21 protein-coding genes and 1 pseudogene are annotated in these 19948 nt (G+C 70.1%); 16 read left to right on the top strand and 6 right to left on the bottom strand.

From position 1 onward, the window contains the following. The first annotated feature begins 134 nt into the window (after nt 1-134). The 5 genes from FF096_RS16425 (at nt 135) to FF096_RS16405 (ending at nt 5452) form a co-directional block, all read left to right on the top strand. Complete coding sequence (locus tag FF096_RS16425; RefSeq protein WP_155219071.1) at nt 135-935, top strand: SGNH/GDSL hydrolase family protein; 801 nt, start codon at nt 135-137, stop codon at nt 933-935. A gap of 180 nt (nt 936-1115) precedes the next feature. Further along, nucleotides 1116-3722, top strand: coding sequence for an FtsK/SpoIIIE domain-containing protein (locus FF096_RS16420; RefSeq protein ID WP_309223406.1), 2607 nt, complete (start codon nt 1116-1118; stop codon nt 3720-3722). A gap of 3 nt (nt 3723-3725) precedes the next feature. Continuing rightward, nucleotides 3726-4601 carry a hypothetical protein gene (locus tag FF096_RS16415; RefSeq protein ID WP_309223405.1) on the top strand — a complete coding sequence of 292 codons (876 nt, stop codon included), beginning with the start codon at nt 3726-3728 and terminating at the stop codon, nt 4599-4601. A 127-nt stretch (nt 4602-4728) separates the two neighbouring features. Further along, complete coding sequence (locus FF096_RS16410; RefSeq protein ID WP_309223404.1) at nt 4729-4992, top strand: DUF6244 family protein; 264 nt, start codon at nt 4729-4731, stop codon at nt 4990-4992. A 31-nt stretch (nt 4993-5023) separates the two neighbouring features. After that, the gene (locus FF096_RS16405) at nt 5024-5452 is read left to right on the top strand and encodes a hypothetical protein (protein WP_155219069.1); all 429 of its coding nucleotides are present in this window, start codon (nt 5024-5026) and stop codon (nt 5450-5452) included. A 52-nt stretch (nt 5453-5504) separates the two neighbouring features. On the opposite strand, the gene FF096_RS16400 is transcribed toward FF096_RS16405, so the two are convergent. From FF096_RS16400 to FF096_RS16385, 4 genes are all read right to left on the bottom strand, one after another. Next, on the bottom strand, nt 5505-5978 hold the full coding sequence (locus FF096_RS16400; RefSeq protein ID WP_309223467.1) for an RloB family protein: 474 nt from the start codon (nt 5976-5978) through the stop codon (nt 5505-5507). A 108-nt stretch (nt 5979-6086) separates the two neighbouring features. Then, the gene (locus FF096_RS16395; RefSeq protein WP_155219066.1) at nt 6087-7400 is read right to left on the bottom strand and encodes an ATP/GTP-binding protein; all 1314 of its coding nucleotides are present in this window, start codon (nt 7398-7400) and stop codon (nt 6087-6089) included. A 176-nt stretch (nt 7401-7576) separates the two neighbouring features. Continuing rightward, the gene (locus tag FF096_RS16390; RefSeq protein ID WP_309223403.1) at nt 7577-7831 is read right to left on the bottom strand and encodes a flavin reductase; all 255 of its coding nucleotides are present in this window, start codon (nt 7829-7831) and stop codon (nt 7577-7579) included. Then, complete coding sequence (locus FF096_RS16385; RefSeq protein WP_155219064.1) at nt 7828-8130, bottom strand: hypothetical protein; 303 nt, start codon at nt 8128-8130, stop codon at nt 7828-7830. Before FF096_RS16385 ends, FF096_RS16390 begins: the two co-directional genes overlap by 4 nt. A 321-nt stretch (nt 8131-8451) precedes the next feature. On the opposite strand from FF096_RS16385, the gene FF096_RS16380 reads away from it, so the two are divergent. After that, entirely contained in the window at nt 8452-9198 is a 747-nt protein-coding gene (locus FF096_RS16380; protein WP_155219062.1) for a helix-turn-helix transcriptional regulator, read from the top strand. Then, nucleotides 9186-9380: a DUF397 domain-containing protein gene (locus FF096_RS16375; protein WP_155219060.1), complete on the top strand. Its 195-nt coding sequence runs from the start codon at nt 9186-9188 to the stop codon at nt 9378-9380. The genes FF096_RS16380 and FF096_RS16375 overlap by 13 nt, the downstream gene beginning before the upstream one ends. Before the next feature lie 21 nt (nt 9381-9401). Here FF096_RS16375 and FF096_RS16370 read toward each other — a convergent pair whose 3' ends face one another. Further along, complete coding sequence (locus FF096_RS16370; RefSeq protein WP_155219058.1) at nt 9402-9884, bottom strand: hypothetical protein; 483 nt, start codon at nt 9882-9884, stop codon at nt 9402-9404. A 149-nt stretch (nt 9885-10033) separates the two neighbouring features. Between FF096_RS16370 and FF096_RS16365 the strand changes: the two genes are divergently transcribed. The 6 genes and pseudogenes from FF096_RS16365 to FF096_RS16340 all read left to right on the top strand — a co-directional run. Continuing rightward, the gene (locus tag FF096_RS16365) at nt 10034-10843 is read left to right on the top strand and encodes a TerC family protein (RefSeq protein ID WP_155219056.1); all 810 of its coding nucleotides are present in this window, start codon (nt 10034-10036) and stop codon (nt 10841-10843) included. A gap of 270 nt (nt 10844-11113) precedes the next feature. Continuing rightward, nucleotides 11114-11926 carry a triacylglycerol lipase gene (locus FF096_RS16360; RefSeq protein WP_155219054.1) on the top strand — a complete coding sequence of 271 codons (813 nt, stop codon included), beginning with the start codon at nt 11114-11116 and terminating at the stop codon, nt 11924-11926. A gap of 403 nt (nt 11927-12329) precedes the next feature. Beyond that, a complete protein-coding gene (locus FF096_RS16355; protein ID WP_155219052.1) occupies nt 12330-12695 on the top strand; it encodes a YciI family protein in 366 nt (121 codons plus the stop codon). 240 nt (nt 12696-12935) lie between these two features. Further along, nucleotides 12936-14384 carry a pyruvate kinase gene (gene pyk, locus FF096_RS16350; RefSeq protein ID WP_155219050.1) on the top strand — a complete coding sequence of 483 codons (1449 nt, stop codon included), beginning with the start codon at nt 12936-12938 and terminating at the stop codon, nt 14382-14384. Then, nucleotides 14381-15262 carry an acyl-CoA thioesterase II gene (locus FF096_RS16345; RefSeq protein ID WP_155219048.1) on the top strand — a complete coding sequence of 294 codons (882 nt, stop codon included), beginning with the start codon at nt 14381-14383 and terminating at the stop codon, nt 15260-15262. The genes pyk and FF096_RS16345 overlap by 4 nt, the downstream gene beginning before the upstream one ends. A 159-nt stretch (nt 15263-15421) precedes the next feature. Continuing rightward, nucleotides 15422-15721, top strand: a pseudogene (locus FF096_RS16340) (transposase); the annotation flags it as partial. Nucleotides 15722-15818: 97 nt separating this feature from the next. Here the strand turns inward: FF096_RS16340 and FF096_RS16335 are convergent. After that, on the bottom strand, nt 15819-17597 hold the full coding sequence (locus tag FF096_RS16335; RefSeq protein WP_196222556.1) for a reverse transcriptase/maturase family protein: 1779 nt from the start codon (nt 17595-17597) through the stop codon (nt 15819-15821). Between the two features lie 584 nt (nt 17598-18181). On the opposite strand from FF096_RS16335, the gene FF096_RS16330 reads away from it, so the two are divergent. The 3 genes from FF096_RS16330 (at nt 18182) to FF096_RS26690 (ending at nt 19875) form a co-directional block, all read left to right on the top strand. Further along, nucleotides 18182-19069, top strand: a complete 888-nt coding sequence (locus FF096_RS16330; protein WP_375335351.1) for an IS701 family transposase — start codon at nt 18182-18184, stop codon at nt 19067-19069. Nucleotides 19070-19268: 199 nt separating this feature from the next. Then, nucleotides 19269-19448, top strand: coding sequence for a helix-turn-helix domain-containing protein (locus tag FF096_RS26695; RefSeq protein ID WP_309223402.1), 180 nt, complete (start codon nt 19269-19271; stop codon nt 19446-19448). Then, the gene (locus FF096_RS26690; RefSeq protein ID WP_309223466.1) at nt 19444-19875 is read left to right on the top strand and encodes a transposase; all 432 of its coding nucleotides are present in this window, start codon (nt 19444-19446) and stop codon (nt 19873-19875) included. Before FF096_RS26695 ends, FF096_RS26690 begins: the two co-directional genes overlap by 5 nt. Nucleotides 19876-19948 lie beyond the last annotated feature (73 nt).

Raw genomic sequence — 19948 nt, 5'->3', positions numbered from 1 at the left:
CTTCCTAACAGGGGTGTCGGTCGGCGCTATTCACTTCATGCAGATGTTTCGATAGCATTACCGACCAGTAACAACCCCTTGGCCACGCGCGCGGTTCTCGGGCTCCACCACCACCCCCATGTGGAAGGTCCGTCATGTCATACCGTCCGCTGGCCCGCGCCCTGACCGCGCTGGTCGCCATCGTCACCGCCGCTGCCGGCGCGCTGGCCGTCCCCGGCGTCGCCCAGGCAGCCGCCCCGATCCACTATGTCGCCCTCGGCGACTCGTACTCCTCCGGCGTCGGCGCCGGACCGTACGACCTGTCCACCTGCCTGCGCAGCCAGAAGTCGTACGCCCCGCTGTGGGCCGCCGCCAACAACGTGGCCAGCTTCCGGTTCCCCGCCTGCGGCGGCGCGGTCACCGCCGACGTGCTCAACAACCAACTGAGCGCGCTCAGCAGCACCACCACCCTGGTCACCATCACCATCGGCGGCAACGACGCCGGTTTCGCCAGCGTGATGACCGACTGCCGGTTCGGCAGCACCTCCAGCTGCACCAACGCGGTCAACGCCGCCAAGGCGTTCGCCACCAGCACGCTGCCGGCCCGGCTGGACCGCACCTATGCCGCCATCCGGGAGCGGGCCCCCAACGCCCGGCTGATCGTGCTCGGCTACCCACGGTTGTTCGAGACCAACTACTGCGGGCTGCTGGCCATGAGCACCCAGAAGCGCACCCTGCTCAACGAGGCCGCCGACGTGCTCGCCACGGTGACCGCCGACCGGGCCGCCGCGGCCGGTGCCACCTTCGCCGACACCCGACCCACCTTCGCCGGCCACGGTGTCTGCGGCGCCCAGCCGTGGATCCGGGACGTCACCGGGGTCATCGAGGCGTACCACCCGAACGCCGACGGCTACCGCTACGGCTTCCTGCCGGCACTCAACGCGGTCACCGGCTGACCGCGCGGGCGGCCGACGGTCCCCGCCGGACCGTCGGCCGCCGCGCGTCCGGTCACCGCCTCACCGATCGCGTCGGTCACGACACGACGGCCGACACGTCCGGTTCGGACTGTGCCGGTGTCGCCGCCGTCCGTTAGGGTTTCTGCGACCAGGCGGCGCTCGGCGGTGAAGGGCAGGGGTGTGGGCAGGCTCGCGTCGGCGTACGAGCAGGCGGTCGCCGCACACCGGGCCGCCCGCGCACACCTCGAATCCGCCCGCACCGCACTGCGCGCCACCCCCGCGTCGAACCCGTCGATCGACACCGACCTGCTGGCCCGGCTGTCCCGGGTCGGTTCCGCACTGGCCACCCCCACCCCGGGCACCCCGCTGACCCGCCGACCCGTTCCGGTCCGCGTCGGCGAGGCCGTGACCGCCGGTGGTGGCTTCCCGGTCCTGCTGCCGCTCGGCGCCGGGCACCACCTGGCGATCGACGGCGACGCCCGTCACCCGGTGGTCGCCGGGCTGCTGCGGGCCCTGGTGCTGCGGCTGGTGGCCACCGCCGAGCCCGGAGGCGTCCGGGTCGCCGCGCTGGACACCGCCGCCCTCGGCGCCACCTTCGGTCCACTGCGACCACTGCTCGACGCCAGCGTCGTCGAGCAGCCGGCCACCACCGACGCCGAGGTCACCGCAGTACTCGACGCCGCCGAACGCCATGCCCGTGCCGCCCGCGAGGCCGACCGGCCCGACCAGGACCTGCTCGTGGTGGTCGCCGCGGCCATCCCCTCGCCCCGCGATGCGGCCCGGCTGGCGGCGCTCACCCACGCCGGTCCGGCCGCCGCCGTCTGCGTGCTGCTCGCTGGCTGGCCGCCCACCGGGCCGGGCGAGTCCGCCCCGACGCTGGGCGCCACCACCGCGCTACGGCTGACCGACGGGTACGCCCGGGTCGGCGACCCGCCGGACGCGCCGTTCAGCGCCGACGGCAGCGGTCTGGCCGCTCCGGTGGTCCTCGACGGCGATCCGCCACCGGCCTCCGTCGCCGCGCTCGCCGCCCACCTGGGCGAGACCGCCCGGCGCAGCCAGACGGTCGGCTTCGCCGACCTGCTCCCCGGGCAGCGGTGGACCGACTCGGCTCGCGCGGGCCTGCGCACCGTCGTGGGCCGCGCCGGGCGCGACCCGTTCCCGATGGCCTTCGACGACGCCACCCCGCACTGGCTGGTCGGTGGGCGTACCGGCGCGGGCAAGACGGTCTTCCTCCTCGACGTCCTGTACGGCCTGGCCGCGCGCTACTCGCCGGCCGAGTTGCAGCTCTACCTCCTCGACTTCAAGGAGGGGGTCAGTTTCACCGAGTTCGTGCCCACCGAGCGCGACCCGTCGTGGCTGCCGCACGCCCGCGCCGTCGGCATCGAGAGCGACCGGGAGTACGGCGTGGCGGTGCTGCGGGAACTGCGCCGCGAGCTGAACCGGCGGGCCACCGCACTGAAGCGGCACGGCGTCACCAAGCTGGCCGACCTGCCCGCCGACACCCCGGTACCCCGGATCGTCGCCGTGATCGACGAGTTCCACGTGCTGCTCGCGGGCAACGACCCGCTGGCCCGCGAGTCGGTCGACCTGCTGGAGGAGTTGGCCCGCAAGGGCCGCTCGTACGGCGTACACCTGGTGTTGGCCAGCCAGAGCATGACCGGCATCGAGGCGCTGTACGGCCGTGCCGAAGCGGTCTTCGGGCAGTTCGCCCTGCGGGTGGCGCTGGCCGGTGGCGGGGGAGTGCTCGACCAGCTCAACGACGCCGCGGCGACCCTGCCGGTCGGCTCGGCGGTGGTGAACACCGCCGCCGGTGCGCCCGGCGCGAACACCGTGATCCGCTTCCCCGACGCGCACGCCGCCTCCGACGAGTTGACCCGGCTGCGCCACCAGCTGTGGCAGGCCCGCCCGGCGAACGGCCGCCCACCGTCGGTGTTCCGGGGCTACGACACCGCCCGCCTGGAGGACGACGCCACCTTCACCGGGTTGCGTCCCGGTGGTCGGCGTCCCCTGGCCCTGGTCGGCCGGACGGTCGACGTGGACGGCACCACCGCGCTGTTCATCATGGACACCGCGCCGGGTCGGCACCTGGCGGTGGTCGGCACCTCGCCCGCCGGGGCCGAGGTGCTGCGGGCAGCCGCCCTGAGCCTGGCCCGCCAGCATCAGCCGGGCGAGGTCACCTTCCAGCTCGCCGCCCTGGTGGCCGCCGCCGACCCGGCAGCCGACGACACGGCGGCCACGCTGGCCGACGCCGGGCACCGGGTGCAACGCCTCGACGCCGCCGCGCTACGCGACCGGATCAGCGGCCTCGCCGCCGCGCTGACCGGCGCGCATCGGTCCGCTGACGCGCCGTCGGGCGACACCACGCCGGGAGCACCGCCAGCGAGCCCGGACGGTGGGCCGGTCGCGCGTAGCTACCTGGTGGTGTTCGGGATGGACGCCGCCGCCGGTCTGCTCGCCGCGAGTGACCCCGGCACGTTCCGCTCCGGCCACGACGACCTGCGGGTGGTGCTGCGTCAGGGGCCCGGCCACGGGGTGCACCTGCTCGGTTGGTGGCGTGGCCTGCGTCGGCTCGCCGACGACCTCGGCGGTACGCAGAACCGCGACGACGTGGCGTGTCTGGTCGCGCTGAACGTGCCGGGCGCGGATCTCGGCCTGCACCTCGGCGTGCACGACCTCGCGTACAATCCCCGCGCGGATCGGGCACTGTTGATCGACCGGCACGACCAGCGGGTCCGGCTGATCGTGCCGTTCGCCCGCGACGAGCACCCCTCCGACGGGCAGGAGTGAGGCGTGTCCACCTTCGACGAGTACGCGGCGTTGGCCCGTCACCTCGCCGCCCAGCAGCGCGCCGGGGAGCAGGGTGCCGCGGCGGCGGCCGAACGGCAGCGGGATCTGAGTGCCGCCGTGGAGTACCTCGACCGGCGGCTGGTGGCCCAGGGGCAGCGCCTCGACCACCTCGGCCGCACCATCGGCATCGCTTCCGGTGGTGGCCCGACGTCGACGGCCGCCACACCCGGCGGGCCCCTGCCCGGCGGGCCTGCCCCGGTGTCCGGGCCGCCCGGTGGGCGTCCGGGGCAGCCGCGTATTGGTTGGGAACCGGGGACGGGGTCGGACGGCGGCGCAGCCGCCGCCCCGGGGCGGCCGGGTGTCGGGGCGTACTCCCAGGTGGGTGTGGGGGAGTCGGACCGGGCGTTGCCGGTGGCGGTGAGCGCGACGGCGGCGGGGGTCCCGGCCCCGCGTGCGGGCGAGGCGGACCCGGCGACGGAGCTGGAGTTGGCCCGGCGCTGGGCCGACGAGGCCGACCGGCACGCGCAGCAGGCCGAGTTGCTCGCCCAGCAGCCGGCGCTGCTGCCGACGTGGTCGTCGCGGGCCCGAGCGCTCGCGGTCTACGCCGGAGCCGCCGGTGTCGGGGTGCTGTTGTTGCTGATCCTGACGGTCGGCTGGAGCCTCGGCGTGGTCGGGTTGGGTACCCTGCTCGCCTGGATGCTCGCCGGCCTGCCTGCCATGGCGTTGATCGGCGGCTGGCTGGTGCTCGGCCGCTGGGGGCGGCCCGCCGTCGGCGCCAGCACCCCGCCGCGCCATCCGGTCCTGGGTTTCCTGGTCTGTTTCCTCGCGGTTCCCCTGGCCTTCTGCGGCTACCTGCTGCTCATCCGGACCATGCGCTGACCCCACTCTCGGCGGTGCGCGACGCTCACGTGGTCGCGGTGCGGGTATGGATCTCGTACGCTCCTGTGTGGTCGCCGCTGCTGCGGAGGCCGCGACGCCGGGTGTGATCCGATCGTGGGGAGGGCGTGTGAGCGCAGCGGAGATGATCGCCAGGCTGGCGGCGGCGGCACAGAAGCTGGACGAGGCGAAGGCGAAGACGGCGGCGGCGGCCCAGGACGCGGCCGAGGCACGTCAACTCGTCGCCGGAGCCCTCCAGGGCGTCGCCGCCGGGCCGCTGATCGGCATGATCGACTCGTATCGGCAGGCGCTCTCGCAGGCCGCTCAGGGGCACGAGCCCGCCCGGCAACACGTCCAGGAGACGATCGCCAAGGTACGCGCGCTGGGCAACTGATCAGAATCGATTGCGGTCGAGGTGACGGCAGATGAGCGACGAGACGCGTGCCGGCGGCACGCTCGACGGCTTCCACATCGGGCAGGTGCCGGTCGGCGTCGGCGACGAGGTGTCCGACTTCGACAACGAGTGGGATGACGTACGCTTCACCAGCCGCTTCTGGGAGCGGCAGACGCCCGACGGGTACCAGGTGGACCTACGGGTGCACGTGCTGCGCGGAGACCGGCTGATCGACCTCGACGCGCTGCACGCCTTCCTCGCCGAATACCACGAGCAGGATCCGGCACAGTGGCAACTCACCGAGTTCCAGCACGGCGACAGCCCCGGTCTGACCGATGACGTTCAGGCGTTCTGGCTGGTCGAACCCGGCGTCGCGGTCAACGTGTTGACCACCCCGGACTTCGGCGACTCGCTCCTGCCCACCGCCCTCTCGATCCAGGCGGCAGCAGATTCGGCCTGACACGCCGCGTACGACCGTGTGACATTGCCTCCCGCTGGTTCGGGCGTCCACCTCACCGCTGTAGGGCGGCGACAAGTTCCCCGACCGAGGTGGAGGGATTACCGGCGGGCGGCGGTTCGAGTCGCGCTGCCCGCTGGCACGCGTCGGTGACGCCGCTGCGGAAGTTGTCGAAGTCGAGCAGGGTCTTGTCCCAGTGGGGAAGGTACTTTCGGAGCAGATCCCGGGCCTTCTTGGCGTCCTCGACATAGCCGGCGTGGTGGCACAGGTGGAGCAGCAGCCACACCTCGAAGCACGGGTTGGACCAGGCTAGCCGTACCCCCGAACGCTGTGCCTCAGCCGAGGCCGCCTCGGGCAGGTAGTGGTCGACGTCGCACACGGCCCATGCCTCGTCGTAGTCGTTGTCCCGCTGTCGGCGGTGGGCGCCGCGTACCAGTTCGATGGGGGAGCCGCGTTCGACGGCGACCGCCACTCTGGCGCTGATCCACGGCTCCCTCTTCAACGCGTCGAAGTAGGCGGTTCGGTGGATTCACCGTTCGTGGCGATCAACACGGTTCGCCGCTGTTCCCGGGTGGCTGGCCGTCTGCGCAGGTCGGTTTCCCGTCGGCCGGTGCCGGATGTGCGGGTTCTCGGTTGTTCAGGACGTCGGGGCGTCATCCATGTCTCCGCGAGTGGCGAGTGCCTGCTCGAACAGGTGGTTGGACAGGTCTGGCACCGCGCCGTAGTTGCCGTTGAGGTAGCGGCGCTGGCGGTTCTCGCCCTCCTTGCGGGGTTTGAAGTCGGTCAGCGGGTAGAGCGAGGACGCCCCCTGGTCGTCCTTCTCCACGAACCAGATCTCGTCGCGGCGCAGGATCTCCTCGGCGTCGATGGTGCCGAGGAGTGCGGCGTCGTGGCTGGTGAAGATGAGTTGACTGCCCAAGGGGTTGACTCTCGGGTTGCGGAACAGGCTGATGAGTTTGGCGGTCAGGATCGGGTGCAGGCTGGCGTCGATCTCGTCGATCAACATGGTGGCGCCACTGCGGAGCATCGCGGCGGTGTGCAGCCCCAGGGTGAGCACTTGTCGGGTGCCGCTCGACTGGTCCTGAAGGTCGAGTAGCGCGGTGCCGGTGTGGCCTCGATGTGCGAAGTGGATCCGGGGAGGACGCATCGAGGCAACCGCAGCCTTCAGCCGTTGCCTGAGCGTGCCCGGTGCGGATTGCTCCTCGGGGTGCGGGTCGGCGTGGACGACGATGTCGACGATGCCCACGTCGGCGGCCTGCAAGAGGTCGACCACGAGTCGCCGCACCTGCTCGGCGTCCGAACCGCCGGCACGCGTCAGGGCGGCCAGTCCGGAGACGGGATCCGTACGCTGGCTCATCAGGTAGAACCATCGATAGGTGTCGTGCAGCGGTTGTGGGTCCGCCGGATCCAACTCCGGGCGGCTGTGGCCGAAACGGGCGACGGTGCTGAGGAAGAGAGCGGTCGGGGCGGTGATCTCGGCGATCTGCTCCAAGGGCCGCCGACCCGACTCCTCGCCCCAGGCGAACTCGTCTCCCTCCCGTTCGAAGATGCGACGCCTACGACCCAGTGGGTAGTGGTAGAGCCATTCGTCGAGCACCCGATCGTCGTCGATGGTGAATCCGTAGGTATGCCGTACTCCGCCGAGCATGAGGTCCACGACGTAGCGCGACGGCTGCCTGGCGATATCGGGATCCAACCGGAACGGCTCTCGGGAGAGCCCCACCCCGGGCTCGACCGCCCGGTCTGATTCCACGACCATCTGTCGCATGAACCCTAGGGCGCCCAGACAGTTGGACTTGCCGGAGGCGTTGGCTCCGAAGATGCCGACGACCTGTACCGCCTGCGGGGCCGGCTCGCCCGCCTCGGTGCCATCGCCGTAGACGGGCGTGAGGTTGAGTTGATGTTCGTCGCGGAACGAACGATGATTGGCGAAGCGGAAACTCAGCAGCATTGGCGGTATGCCTCTACACGTTAGGCGGCTACAAGCCCATCCTTGCGAGTAAACCACGAGGAAGCCGGTCAAGCCCTCCGTCGAAGGAGTCTGTCGGCACGCCGTTGGCCGGAAGGTGCGCTGGACCCGCCCCGGGCGCGGCAGGGGGAATTACCGGCGGCCCGGGGCGGGTGGCTTCAGCGGGATCGGACCGGAACCCAGTCGGTGAAGCGTCGGTGCAGGTCCGGCAGGCGAGTGCCGGGGTGCAGGCGGGCGAGTTGTTCGATGGCCTCCTCGCGCAGGGTCACCAGGTAGACCATGAGCCCCGGGATGTTGTCCCGGTATTCCGCGAGTAGGCGCAGCTTCGCCGGGGAGCAGGGCCAGGCGATGCCGCACGCCCGGCAGCGCCACGTCGGGCGGGACGGTACGTGCTCGCGGGCGGTCACGTTCACCGGTCGACCCGGGCCGGGTGGTGTCGCGATGAGGTACGGGGTGCGGCCGTCTTCGGGCGGTGGCGTTCGGCCGAGGGTGCCGGGTTACGGCGGGTGGCCTCCGGCGGTGGTACGGGGCGCATCCCGGCGGGCCGGACGTAGAGTTCGCGGTGGTCGATGGCGTCGCCTCGGGCGTCGAGTTGGTAGACCTCGACCCAGGCCCAGCCGTCGTAGGTGATCAGGTCCGTGCGTTCCCGGATCACCCGTACCGTGATCGGCCTGCCGAACTGCGGCGAGGCGTCGCGGGTGAGCACGTACACCCCGGGGGTGATCCGAGGGGTGCCGTCCTCGCGTGCGCCTCGGGTCGCAGCAGGACGACCGCGCCATCGTGATGCCGGGAGGCCGTTCACGGGTTTTGGTACGGGCACAGCGCATCCTTCGTCACCTGGGCTTCGTTGAGGTGGGCCGCCCTGTGAGGTGCTCGCCCGCCAGGGCGGCCCGGCGGCAAGCGGAGCGAGCGAAAGGGGGGATCGCGACTCGCGCTCACCGACTGAGAAGTACTGTGCCGAGGGTTGCGAACCAGTAACACCGCGTAGGAGTTTGTAGGTCAGACATTCTGGACGATCGCCATTGGGAGAGGGATGAACCGGGCTGTTCAGATTGCGATGGTGGAGGCAGGACAGACGGCCGACACCCTCGCGGCGCAGGTAGGGGTGGATCCGAAGACTGTCGCGAGGTGGGTGAGCCAGGATCGGGTGCCGCAGACCCGGCACCGCGCCCGGGTCGCGGAGCTGCTGGGCCGGGACATGGAGGATCTCTGGCCGGGCGCGCATCGACGGCGTGAGCCCGCCTGGTTCCTGCCCTGGACCCAGCTGGAGCGGGAGGCCGTCGGACTGCGGTGGTACGAATCAGCAGTGATCCCGGGCCTGCTACAGACCGAGGCGTACGCGCGTGCGGTGCTGGCCTGCGGTCCGCTGGTCGCCGACGCCGAGAGGCATGTCGCCATCCGGCTGGAGCGGCAGGTGGCGGTCTTCGAGCGGGCCCGGCCGCCCCTTGCGGTCTTCGTGATCGACGAGGCCGCGCTGCGCCGAGGCGCGCCGGAGATCATGGGGCCGCAGCTCGACCACCTGATCGAGATGGCACGGCGGCCGAACCTCATGGTGCACGTGCTGCCACTGGCCGCCGGGCTGCACCCGGGTCAGGCCGGGCCGTTCGTGATCGCCACGACCGGGGACGGCGAGGACGTCGGCTACCTCGATGACCAGGCGCAGGGCCGGGTCACGAACGAGGTTGCTCCACTCTGGGCGGTGTGGGATACCGTGAGGTCGGTGGCGCTTCCGCGTGACCAGTCCATCGACTTCCTGAGAGCGCGAGCATGGCTGACCTGACCGGCGCCCACTGGCGCAAGAGCACTCGCAGCAGCTCCAACGGTGGCGCCTGTGTCGAGGTCGCCGACAACCTGCCGGGGGTCATCGGCGTACGCGATTCGAAGGATCCGACCGGCCCGGCGCTGGCCTTCTCTCCGGCCGCCTGGCGGGCCTTCGTCACCCGCCTCTCCGCCACCTCCTGACCGCCCGATCGGCGCGGACGGTCACGACGTCGGCGTCTCGCGTTGCTGTTGGGTGACGTCCAGCAGGTGACACCGGACGATCGCTCGGCAGGAGGTGGCCATGAGCAGCCCGAGGCCGACGGCCATGAGCGGGATTCCGGCCTCGAACGGCAGCTCCGCCACGTAGTCCAGCGCGCTCCGCTCGCCGATCATGGCGAAGCTCGCCGCGACCACCGCCAACGCGGTGACCAGGGTGCCGATGGCGGCCACCATCGCGGCCATCGCCGCCGCCACCGAGGTTTGGGCCCACAGCGCGGCCAAGGCGGCCAGCAGCAGCCACGCGAAGGTGAGCAGCGTCCAGCCGCCACCGCTGCTCAGTGACGCGTACTCCCAGCCGGAGAAGGACCACTGGTAGCGGCGGCCCTTGCGGAACCAGGGCATCAGGTAACCGACGAGGATGAGCAGGGTGGACATGAGCATGCCGACGTCGACTGAGAACAGTGGGGCGCGCTTCGCCGTGGACATGAGCCTCCCTCGTCGCTGTTCAGGAGCACAGCATCCTATGGTGCGGGCGGGCCCGTCACACCGAGGGTGACGTGGTGGGTCATCATGATGCGGATCAGTCGATGGCCCGGGTGTCGACCCGGCGGCAGGTCGTGAGAGTCGAGGATGGCATGGAGTTCTTGACCAGTCCCGAGCTGTGGATCGCCTTCGCGACCCTGCTCCTGCTCGAGATCGTGTTGGGCATCGACAACGTCGTGTTCATCTCGATCCTGTCCGGTCGGCTGCCCGAGCACCAGCAGGCCCGGGCCCGGACGATCGGCATCTCACTCGCCCTGATCACCCGTCTGATGCTGCTGGCGTCGTTGTCCTGGATCATCGGCCTGACCGCACCGCTGTTCACCGTGCTGGGGCAGGAGATATCCGGTCGCGATCTGATCCTGTTGCTCGGCGGGATCTTCCTGGTGGGTAAGGCGACATACGAGATACACGAGCATCTGGAGGGCCCCGACCACGCCCGCGAGGGCGGCAAGGTGATCTCCTTCGGCGCGGTCATCGCGCAGATCCTGGTGCTGGACGTGGTCTTCTCGCTCGACTCCGTGATCACCGCGGTCGGCATGGTCGACGAACTCGCCATCATGGTCGCCGCCGTGATCATCGCGATGATCATCATGTTGGTGTCGGCCGGTGCGGTCAGCAGGTTCGTCAACCAGCACCCGACGGTCAAGATGTTGGCGCTGTCGTTCCTGCTGCTCATCGGGGCGAGCCTGATCGCGGAGAGCTTCGACCAGCACATTCCGAAGGGCTACGTGTACGGCCCGATCGCGTTCTCCATCTTCGTGGAGGTTCTCAACCTGCGGGTCCGCGCGCGGCAGCGCCGCCAGCAGGAGCGCCAGCCGGTGCAGCTGCGTCCGACGTACGTGAAGGACGGGTCGTCCCGTCCCGACACGGAGTCCGAGCCGGAGGTGACCCCGGCCGGCTGAGCCGGAGGTGACGCTGGCCGGCTGAGCCGCGCCGAGCCCGACGCCGCACGCACCGTCCCGGTGTGTGCGGCGTTCCTCGTTCGTGGACGGCCGCGGCGGCGACGTCCGGCCAAGTGGCCGTCATTCACGCCCTCGCCAAATGTCTGCTACCCGCGCGTAACTTTTCATTGACGTTTCTAGATCGTGGCCCGCATTATCTAGTGCACGGTCGATCGGACACCCCACCGCCTCCACCCGGCAACCCCGGGATCCCCCTTGGGAGGTGCAGCGATGCTGCTCCGAAAGGCTGTCCCCGTCCTGGCTCTCACCCTCGCCGCCGTCCTGTCGGCCCCGGCTGCCGCCGGGGCCGCACCCACCCAGCCCGCCGGTCCCGGCGGGACCGTCGACGTCACCGCCACCGATGACGGCCTGCGCGCGTCGGCCGCGGCCAACCCGGTCATCGTGGTCGGTGGGCTCAGCAGCATCGCCGCCCTCTACGAACCGCTCGCCGCCCGGCTGCGCGCCGACGGCTACCGGGCCTCGATCTACCAACTGCCCCATCTCGGGCTCGGCGACATCGCCGCCTCCGCCGCCGGGCTGCGCGGGTACGTCGAACAGGTCCGCTCCGCCACCGGGGCCGCCAAGGTCGACCTGGTCGCACACTCCGAAGGTGGCCTGGTCAGCCGCTACTACATCAAGAACCTCGGTGGCGGCGGTACGGTCGACCGCTACGTCAGCCTGGGCACCCCGCAGTACGGCACGTACGTCGCCAACATCGCGACGTTCCTCGGTCTGGGCAGCTGTGCCGGAGTGGTCGCCTGCCAGCAGATGACCATCGGCTCGTCGTTCCTCACCGCCCTCAACGCGGGCGACGACACCCCCGGGGCGGTGCGCTGGACCACGGTGCGGACCTGGCAGGACGAACTGGTCCGACCGGTCGACAACGCGATGCTGGCCGACGGGGCGACCAACGTCCTGATCCAGTCCCGGTGCCCGCTGCGCGTGGTCGGCCACCTCGGCCTGGTCATCGACGGCACCACCTACACCGTCATCCGGCAGGCCCTGCGCGACGCCGCGATCCAGCCGAACTGTCTCGCCCTGTGACCCACCCGACCATCGGTCGGCAGGCAGCGACGTCCCGACGTCGCTGCCTGCCCCGTCGGGCGGTCGGCCCCGCGTCAGCTCCGAGCCGCCCAGTCGGCTTGGTGCTGGTGCTCCGGAGGCCCACCTGTTACCTCTGAGCGGGACAGTGCCTCGTCGGTGACCTCCGCGTACGGCAGTGGCTCGCCCGCCGGTTCGCGACCCTGCACCGATGCACCCCCCGCCGTCGGCCCTACGCATCGACCACACGGTAGCGGCCGACCGCCCGGCGGTCACCCGGCGCACCGCGCCCGGTACGGCGGCGACGGGATCGGCGGAGCGCCCGTGCGACCGGGCGGTCCGTGGGAGGCTGGACGGTACCGCCGCACGCACCGCCAGGCGTCGGCGGGCGGCGGAGAGGGTGGTCATGTCGAAAGAGCCGCAGGTCGACTTCGCGCTCGACACGTACGAATGCATCGTGCTGTATCCGGGGGCCGCCGGGCGGGCGCTGCCGGCCGAGACCATCCAGCGGTTGCAGGCCGAGCACGCCGCACACATGCAGGCGTTGCAGCGCCGGGGGATCATCCTGGTGGCCGGTGCGGTGGACGGCACCGCCCGGGTGCCGGACCCGCCGCTCGGCTTCGGACTGGCCCGCACCGGTTCGGTCGACGACGTGCGCAGCGTGATGGAGGCGGACCCGGCGGTGCAGGCCGGCCTCTACCGGGTGGACGTGATGACCTTCCTCTGCCCGGCGGGCTCGCTGGAGTTTCCGCTGGTCAAGACGGAGAGCTGAGCGGTCCGGCGGCTGGCCCACCATGTCATCGGACACTCACCGACAGTGGTCGAACCGGAGCGCCCCGACACGCACTGGCGTCAGGGGCGTACCATTCCGGCGCGCGGTCGCCGTTGCCCGCCATCGACGTCCGGAGCGTCCACGCTCGCCGGCTGCGCGCGTGAGCCGCGCCGTTGGACGACTGTTCCGCATAGCGCAAGGGGTCGGCCGGTGGTCCGACCTGGAGGAGAGACTAGCCTGATGGGCGTGACACGCCGCGCGAAGATCGTCTGCACTCTTGGCCCCGCCACCTCGTCGCCCGAGCGTATCCGCGGGCTCGTCGAAGCCGGTATGAACGTGGCGAGGCTCAACTTCAGTCACGGTAGCCACGCCGACCACGAGGCGGTCTACCGGCTCGTCCGGGAGGCGGCCGAGGCGGCGGGTCAGCCGGTGGCGATCCTGGCCGACCTCCAGGGGCCGAAGATCCGGTTGGGTCGGTTCGCCGACGGGCCACACGAGTGGCGTACCGGCGACTCGGTGGTGATCACCGGTGACGACATCCTGGGCACCAAGGAGCGGGTCTCCTGCACCTACCGCAAGCTTCCGCAGGAGGTCAAGCCCGGCGACCGGCTGCTGATCGACGACGGCCGGGTCGCCGTCGAGGTCACCGACGTCACCGGCAACGACATCCGGGTGCTGGTCACCGAGGGTGGACCGGTCAGCAACAACAAGGGTGTCTCGCTGCCCAACGTGGCGGTCAGCGTGCCGGCCCTGTCCGAGAAGGACGCCGCCGACCTGCGCTTCGCGCTCGGTCTCGGTGTCGACCTGGTCGCGCTGTCGTTCGTCCGCTCCGCCGACGACATCAAGCTCTGCCACGCGATCATGAGCGAGGTCGGCGTGCACCGCCCGGTGCTGGCCAAGGTCGAGAAGCCGGAGGCGGTCGACCACCTCGAAGCGATCGTGCTGGCCTTCGACGGTGTCATGGTGGCCCGTGGTGACCTGGGCGTGGAGCTGCCGCTCGACGAGGTGCCGCTGGTGCAGAAGCGCGCGGTGCAGCTGTGCCGGGAGAACGCCAAGCCGGTCATCGTGGCCACCCAGATGCTCGACTCGATGATCGAGAACTCGCGGCCGACCCGCGCCGAGGCGTCCGACGTCGCCAACGCGGTGCTCGACGGCGCCGACGCCGTGATGCTCTCCGGGGAGACCAGCGTCGGGAAGTACCCGGTGCTCACCGTCAGCACCATGTCCAAGATCGTCACCACCACCGAGGCCGGGTCCATCCGGGTGCCGCGCCTGCAGCACGACCCGCGTACGCACGGCGGCGCGCTCACCGTGGCCGCCTCCTCGATCGCGCGGGCCATCGGCGCGACGGCGCTGGTCGCGTTCTCGCAGACCGGTGACACCGTGCGCCGGCTCAGCCGACTGCACTGTGACCTGCCGCTGCTGGCCTTCACCCCGGTGCCCGAGGTGCGTGCGCAGCTCGCCCTCTCCTGGGGGGTGGAGACCTTCCTGATGCCGTTCGTGCAGCACACCGACGACATGTTCCGCCAGGTCGACCAGGCGCTGCTCGGGCTGAACCGGGGCAACCCCGGCGACCTCGTGGTGATCGTGGCGGGCAGCCCGCCCGGCACCCCCGGCTCCACCAACACCCTGCGGGTGCACCAGCTCGGATCGCTGGTCGACGCCGCGTCGGCACGGGCCCTGCAATGACCGGTGGCTCGCTCGTCGGTCAGGCCGCCGTAGACCAGTTGCTGGAGGTCCTGGACCTCGCACCGACCGGGGACATGTCGTTCCAGGGGATGAGCCCGCCGGTCGGGCCGCAACGGGTGTACGGCGGTCAGGTCGCCGGCCAGGCGCTGGTCGCCGCCGGACGCACCGTCAGCCCGGAGCGCGTGGTGCACTCCCTGCACGGCTACTTCGTGCGGGCCGGCGACCCGAGCGAGCCGATCGACTACGAGGTGGAGAACATCCGCGACGGCCGCTCGTTCTCGGTGCGTCGCTCGGTCGCCCGCCAACACGGCAAGACGATCTTCTTCATGTCCGCCTCGTTCCAGCGGCAGGAGGAGGGGCTGGACCACCACGCCCCCCTCCCACCCGACGTGCCGGGGCCGGAGTCGGTGCCGACCATGGCCGACCGGCTCTCCCGGTACCCGGAGCGGCTGGGCATCTGGGGGCAGATCCCCCGACCGATCGACGTGCGCTACGTCGGCGAGCCCGGGTGGGTACGCCCCGGCGACCGGCCGGCCGACCCGCACCAGCGGGTGTGGATGCGCATCGACGGCAAGCTGCCCGACGACCCGCTGCTGCACGCCTGTGCCCTGGCGTACGCCTCCGATCTGACCCTGCTCGACTCGGTGCTCTCGGTGCACGGCGAGGTGTGGGGGCCGGGCGGGGTGGTGGGCGCGAGCCTGGACCACGCCCTGTGGTTCCACCGGCCGTTCCGGGCCGACGAATGGTTCCTCTACGACTGCTGGAGCCCGTCGGCCTCCGGGGCGCGCGGGCTGGCCACCGGCCGCATGTTCACCGTCGACGGCAGGCACATCGCCAGTGTGGTGCAGGAGGGCCTGCTGCGCCGGGTCGGCGCCTAGTACTCCAACGTCAGTTGGTTTCGGTGTTGGGCGTGGCGTGGGCATGAGGGCGGCCACCGCGTTGATCATCGATGGTTTGTGAGGACAACCGAAGATCGTGCGGTGGCCGCGTGCCACAGCGTAGACCCCGCCGGGTGGCGGGTCATCCTGGACGAGGCGGTGACGCGTGTCGCTGGCCGGTTCGTGCGGGCAGAGCCGCGCCGGAGCGCCGGGCAGTTCGTGGAAGGGCTGCTGTCGAGCGTGGAACGCAAGACCTGCTGGTCCCTGGCAGAGTGGGCGGGTCACGCTGATCCGCAGGCGATGCAGCGGTTGCTGCGTACGGCGGTGTGGGACGCCGACGCCGTCCGCGACGATCTGCGCGACGTGGTCGTGGCCCGGTTCGGTGACTCGGACGCGGTGCTGGTCGTTGACGAGACCGGGGACCTGAAGAAGGGCACGCATTCGGTTGGGGTGGTGAGGTGGGGCGTTGACGAGGTGCCTGCCGGGGCGGGTCCTTTTCCAACGCCCTCCTCCCGAACCGGACGGGCCCGTTTCCGAGCATCCGGCTCTCCGGTGACTACTGCGTGAGTGAGGCGCTGTTCCCGGAGTGGATCTGGTGGTGGCAGTCGGCGCAGACGATGAGCGTCTTGCGTCGCCGCTTGACCATGATCTTCGTCCAGGTGTTCTTGCGTGACTGCCCGGCCTGGTTGAGGTCGGCGAGTTTGCGGACGTGATGGACCTGGACGTCCACCGTGCCGTCGCAGACCTCGCACCTGCCTGCGAGGAGCCGGTTGATCAACTCCTTGCGGGCGACGGCCGGGACAGGACTGCGGTCGATGGGGACCGCGGTCTTCTGCCGTTTGAGTGGTATGCCGCCGAACCGGGCGACCAGTGGTGCCCTGCCCTCACGCTCGACGCGGGCCTCGAAACACCGCCGTTTGCCGTGCTGGGTGTCGATGGACGCCCGGTATTTCCGGGCCATCTTCGACACCGCTGAGCGGTGCTTGAGGGCCAGCGTCTTGAGCATGGAGGTCTCCATGACCCAGCGCAGCCGGCTCAGTCGCCAGACATCTCCGGCGGGCAGGTAGTACTGGACGATGCCTCGGTACTCGGCTCCGTAGGTCGCGATGATGGTGTGGTCATCGTGGTTGACCAGCCGGGTCCGATGCGCGGGTTCGCCGCGCTGCAAGTACCTGGCGCACTTGGCCTTGATCACCGTCTTCGGCACGCGTAACCCGATCGTGCCGTTGACCGTCCGGTTTCCACGATGGTGCATGTGGTCGCCGTGCTGGACGGTGATCTCATAGCCGAGGAATCTCGCCGCGCCTGTGCGGGCGTGCGTGATCAGCGTTTTGTCCTCGGACAGTTCCAGCTTGAGATCGTCGCGCAGGAACTGAGCGAGACGCCGTTTGATGTCCTCGGCTTCGGCTCGTGGTCCGACGAACCCGAGCAGGGTGTCATCGGCGTAGCGCACGTAGCGCAGCCGCCGGTAGCCGGGATCGTTCGGGTCCCGGCTGGGCAGACTGTGCAACTGCTGGCGCAGTTTCCGGGCCGTGGTGCGGTCACCACGGACACGGGCACGTGCGGCCGCGTCTTGCACCCGGCAGTACGCACGGTTCTTCGCCCTGCGTTCGCCTCGGGTGTACTCGGGGATGAGAACGTTCTCGACGAACGTGTCCAACCGGTGCAGGTAGATGTTCGACAGGATCGGGGAAACGACCCCACCCTGCGGAGCCCCGCTGAGCGTGGCGTTCCAGACCCAGTCCTCCAGGTATCCGGCTGTGAGCATGTTGCGCACCAGCCGCAGAAACCGGTTGTCGTGGATGCACTCCGCCAGCGTCGACAGCATGACCTCGTGGTCCAGCGTGCCGAAGCAGTCGGAGATGTCACCCTCGATGAACCAGGCCGTCGCCGTCCAGGTGGTCGCCACCTCGCGTAGCGCGGTGTAGCAGCCCCGGCCGGGACGGAACCCGTGGGACCGGGTGGAAAACCGTGGCTCGTAGTACGCCTCCAACAGCAGGCGCATCACCTCGCCGACGAGTTTGTCCGACCAGGTGGGCAGGCCAAGCGGTCGCCGTTTCCCGTTCTTCTTCGGGATCCACGCCCGCTTCACCGGACTGAACCGGTAGCGCTCCTGACGCATCGCGTCGATGATGCGACCGATCTTGCCCAGCGACATGCCGTCCACGGTCTCCGCGCTGGCCCCCGGTGTCATCGCGCCCTGGTTGGCGTAGATGCGTCCGAAAGCCAGAAGATACAACTGCGGATTGAACAACTGCCGATACAACTCATCCAACGGCAGGCCACGCCTACCGCGTTCACGCAGGACACCCAGCACCGTTTCGGCGCTCTGCATTTCGCATACCTCCCGATTCCTGTGGTGTCCGATCACCTGCGCTCCTTCGCCCTGCAGACGGCTTTCCCGTCCTCCTCGGCCGGACGCGACCCCGGCGACTACTACGAGCGCTCCGTCGCCGTAGGGCTCGCGCCCCGTAGGCGATCCCGCGTTCGTCTCTGTTGCACGTGACAGCACGACGTAGGCGACCCACTCATCTCCTTGAATGCCCTCGCTGGGCATCGCCCTGCGCCCCGGAGGTTGCCCCGACCACGCTGTAAAGCCGGAGCAGGACGCGGCGCCGGTTCCAGGCGTCATTTCCGGCGGATGGTACTTTTCATCGTCTGGAGATTGGGTTTCAAGCAATCCAGCCTTCGCCATATCGCGCGGGTCCCACGACGCATCACGTCAGACGCCTGACCATGACCGCCGGTTTCCTGGCATGCTCTTGTCCCCATCGCCTTTCAGCTCCGGGTAAGCCATCAGACCCAAGAACCTCCCTCCAAGTTCCTCCCAGCTGAGCTGGGAATACAACAGAGCGCCTCGCGGCGCACCAACGCCAGTACACCGGCACCGCCGGCAGGATCGAGAACAGCCAGGTCGGGGTGTTCCTGGCATACGTCACCCCGCACGGGCGGGCGCTGATCGACCGCAGGCTCTACCTACCCGAGACGACCTGGTGTCAGCAGCCCGACCGCCTCACCGCCGCCGGCGTCCCCGACCAGGTCGGGTTCGCCACGAAGCCTGCCCTCGCCCGGCAGATGATCACCGCCGCTCTGGATGCCGGTGTCCCGTTCGGGTGGGTGACCGGCGACGAGGTCTACGGCGCCGACCCCGGCCTACGCGCCGACCTCGAACACCGCGGGATCGGCTACGCCCTGGCCGTCGGCTGCGACCGACGCGTGGCGGTCAACGACGGCCGCACCCTCATCCGCGTCGACGACCTCGCCGACCGGATCCCCACCACCGAGTGGCAACCGCACAGCTGCGGACCGGGAGCGAAAGGACCCCGCGACTACCTGTGGGCCTGGATCACCACCGCCACCCAGCCGGACGAACACCGGTGGCTGCTCATCCGCCGCAACCGCACCACCGGCGAACTGGCCTTCTACCTGTGCTGGTCACCCAGACCGGTCCCGCTGCACACCCTCGTAAGGGTGGCCGGCTCCCGCTGGAGCATCGAGGAGCTGTTCCAGACCGGCAAAGGCCAGGCCGGCTTGGACCACTACCAGGTCCGCAGCTGGACCGGCTGGCACCGGTTCATCACCCTGGCCATGCTCGCCCTGGCCATCCTGACCATCCTCACCGCCCAGCAACCCGACGCCGAACTGGAAATCATCGCGCTGACCGTCGCCGAGATCCGCCGACTCCTCAACGCCTTCGTCCTCACCGCGACGCTCCCACCAGAACACACCCTGCACTGGTCGACCTGGCGACGAACATCCCAAGCCCGCGCCCGACGATCCCACTACCAGCGCAGACAGGCCAAGTGACGTTGGAGTACTAGTGCCTCGTCTTTGAACGTTGATCGTGTAATCCGCCGGTTCTGAGGGTCTATCGGGCAGGCTGTCTCCCAGCACTTGTGGTGGGAGGTGGTGGCCGGTGGGTAGACGGCCGGAGGTGTTCGTCCGGCAGGTGTCGATGGCCGAGGGGCAGCGGTTGTAGCGGATCACTCGGACCGCGAAGGATCCGGTGAAGCTTCGTAGGGCGATCGTGGTGCTGATGTCGGCTCAGGGGCAGCCGGCGCCAGACATCGCTCACCTGCTCAAGGTTAGCGAGGACTATGTGCGGGACGTGATTCACGCGTTCAACGAGCGGGGGTTCGACGCGCTGTCCACAAAATGGAGCGGGGGCGCACCGAAGACGGATTGATGAGCGGACCCGCGACTGGATCTGCGTCATCGCCCGGTGCGACCCCCGCTTCCTCGGCCAGCCGTTCTCCTGCTTCCTCAAGACCCTGCGCAGCCGCTGGCCCGACCAGCAGATGTATCTGATCTGCGACAACTTCTCCCCGCACAAGCACCCCGAGGTCCGCACCTGGTGCGCCGCCAACCAGGTCGACCTGGTGTTCCTGCCGACGTACGCGTCCTGGCTGAACTGGATCGAGGCCGAGTTCGCCGCCGTGCGCTACTTCGCCCTCAACGGCACCGACCACCGCAGCCACGCCGAGCAGGACGCCGCCATCGGCGACTACATCCGCTGGCGCAACCAACGCGCCAGACCGAAAACGTCATTCGCCGCCGGCTCCAAAAATCCGCCATCCCGATTACCCGTTCAAGGCTGCATGGCGAGGCGCTAGTACGGCAGCCGCCAATTGCTAGCTGACCAGGGTGTAGTCCCTGCTTAGCCGTGCGCGTTGGTGGAACCAGCGG

The sequence above is a fragment of the Micromonospora sp. CP22 genome, from assembly GCF_009712475.1.
Taxonomy (GTDB): Bacteria; Actinomycetota; Actinomycetes; order Mycobacteriales; family Micromonosporaceae; genus Micromonospora.
The sequence above is the reverse complement of the archived record's forward strand: the minus strand, read 5'-3'. Positions and strand labels throughout refer to the sequence as shown.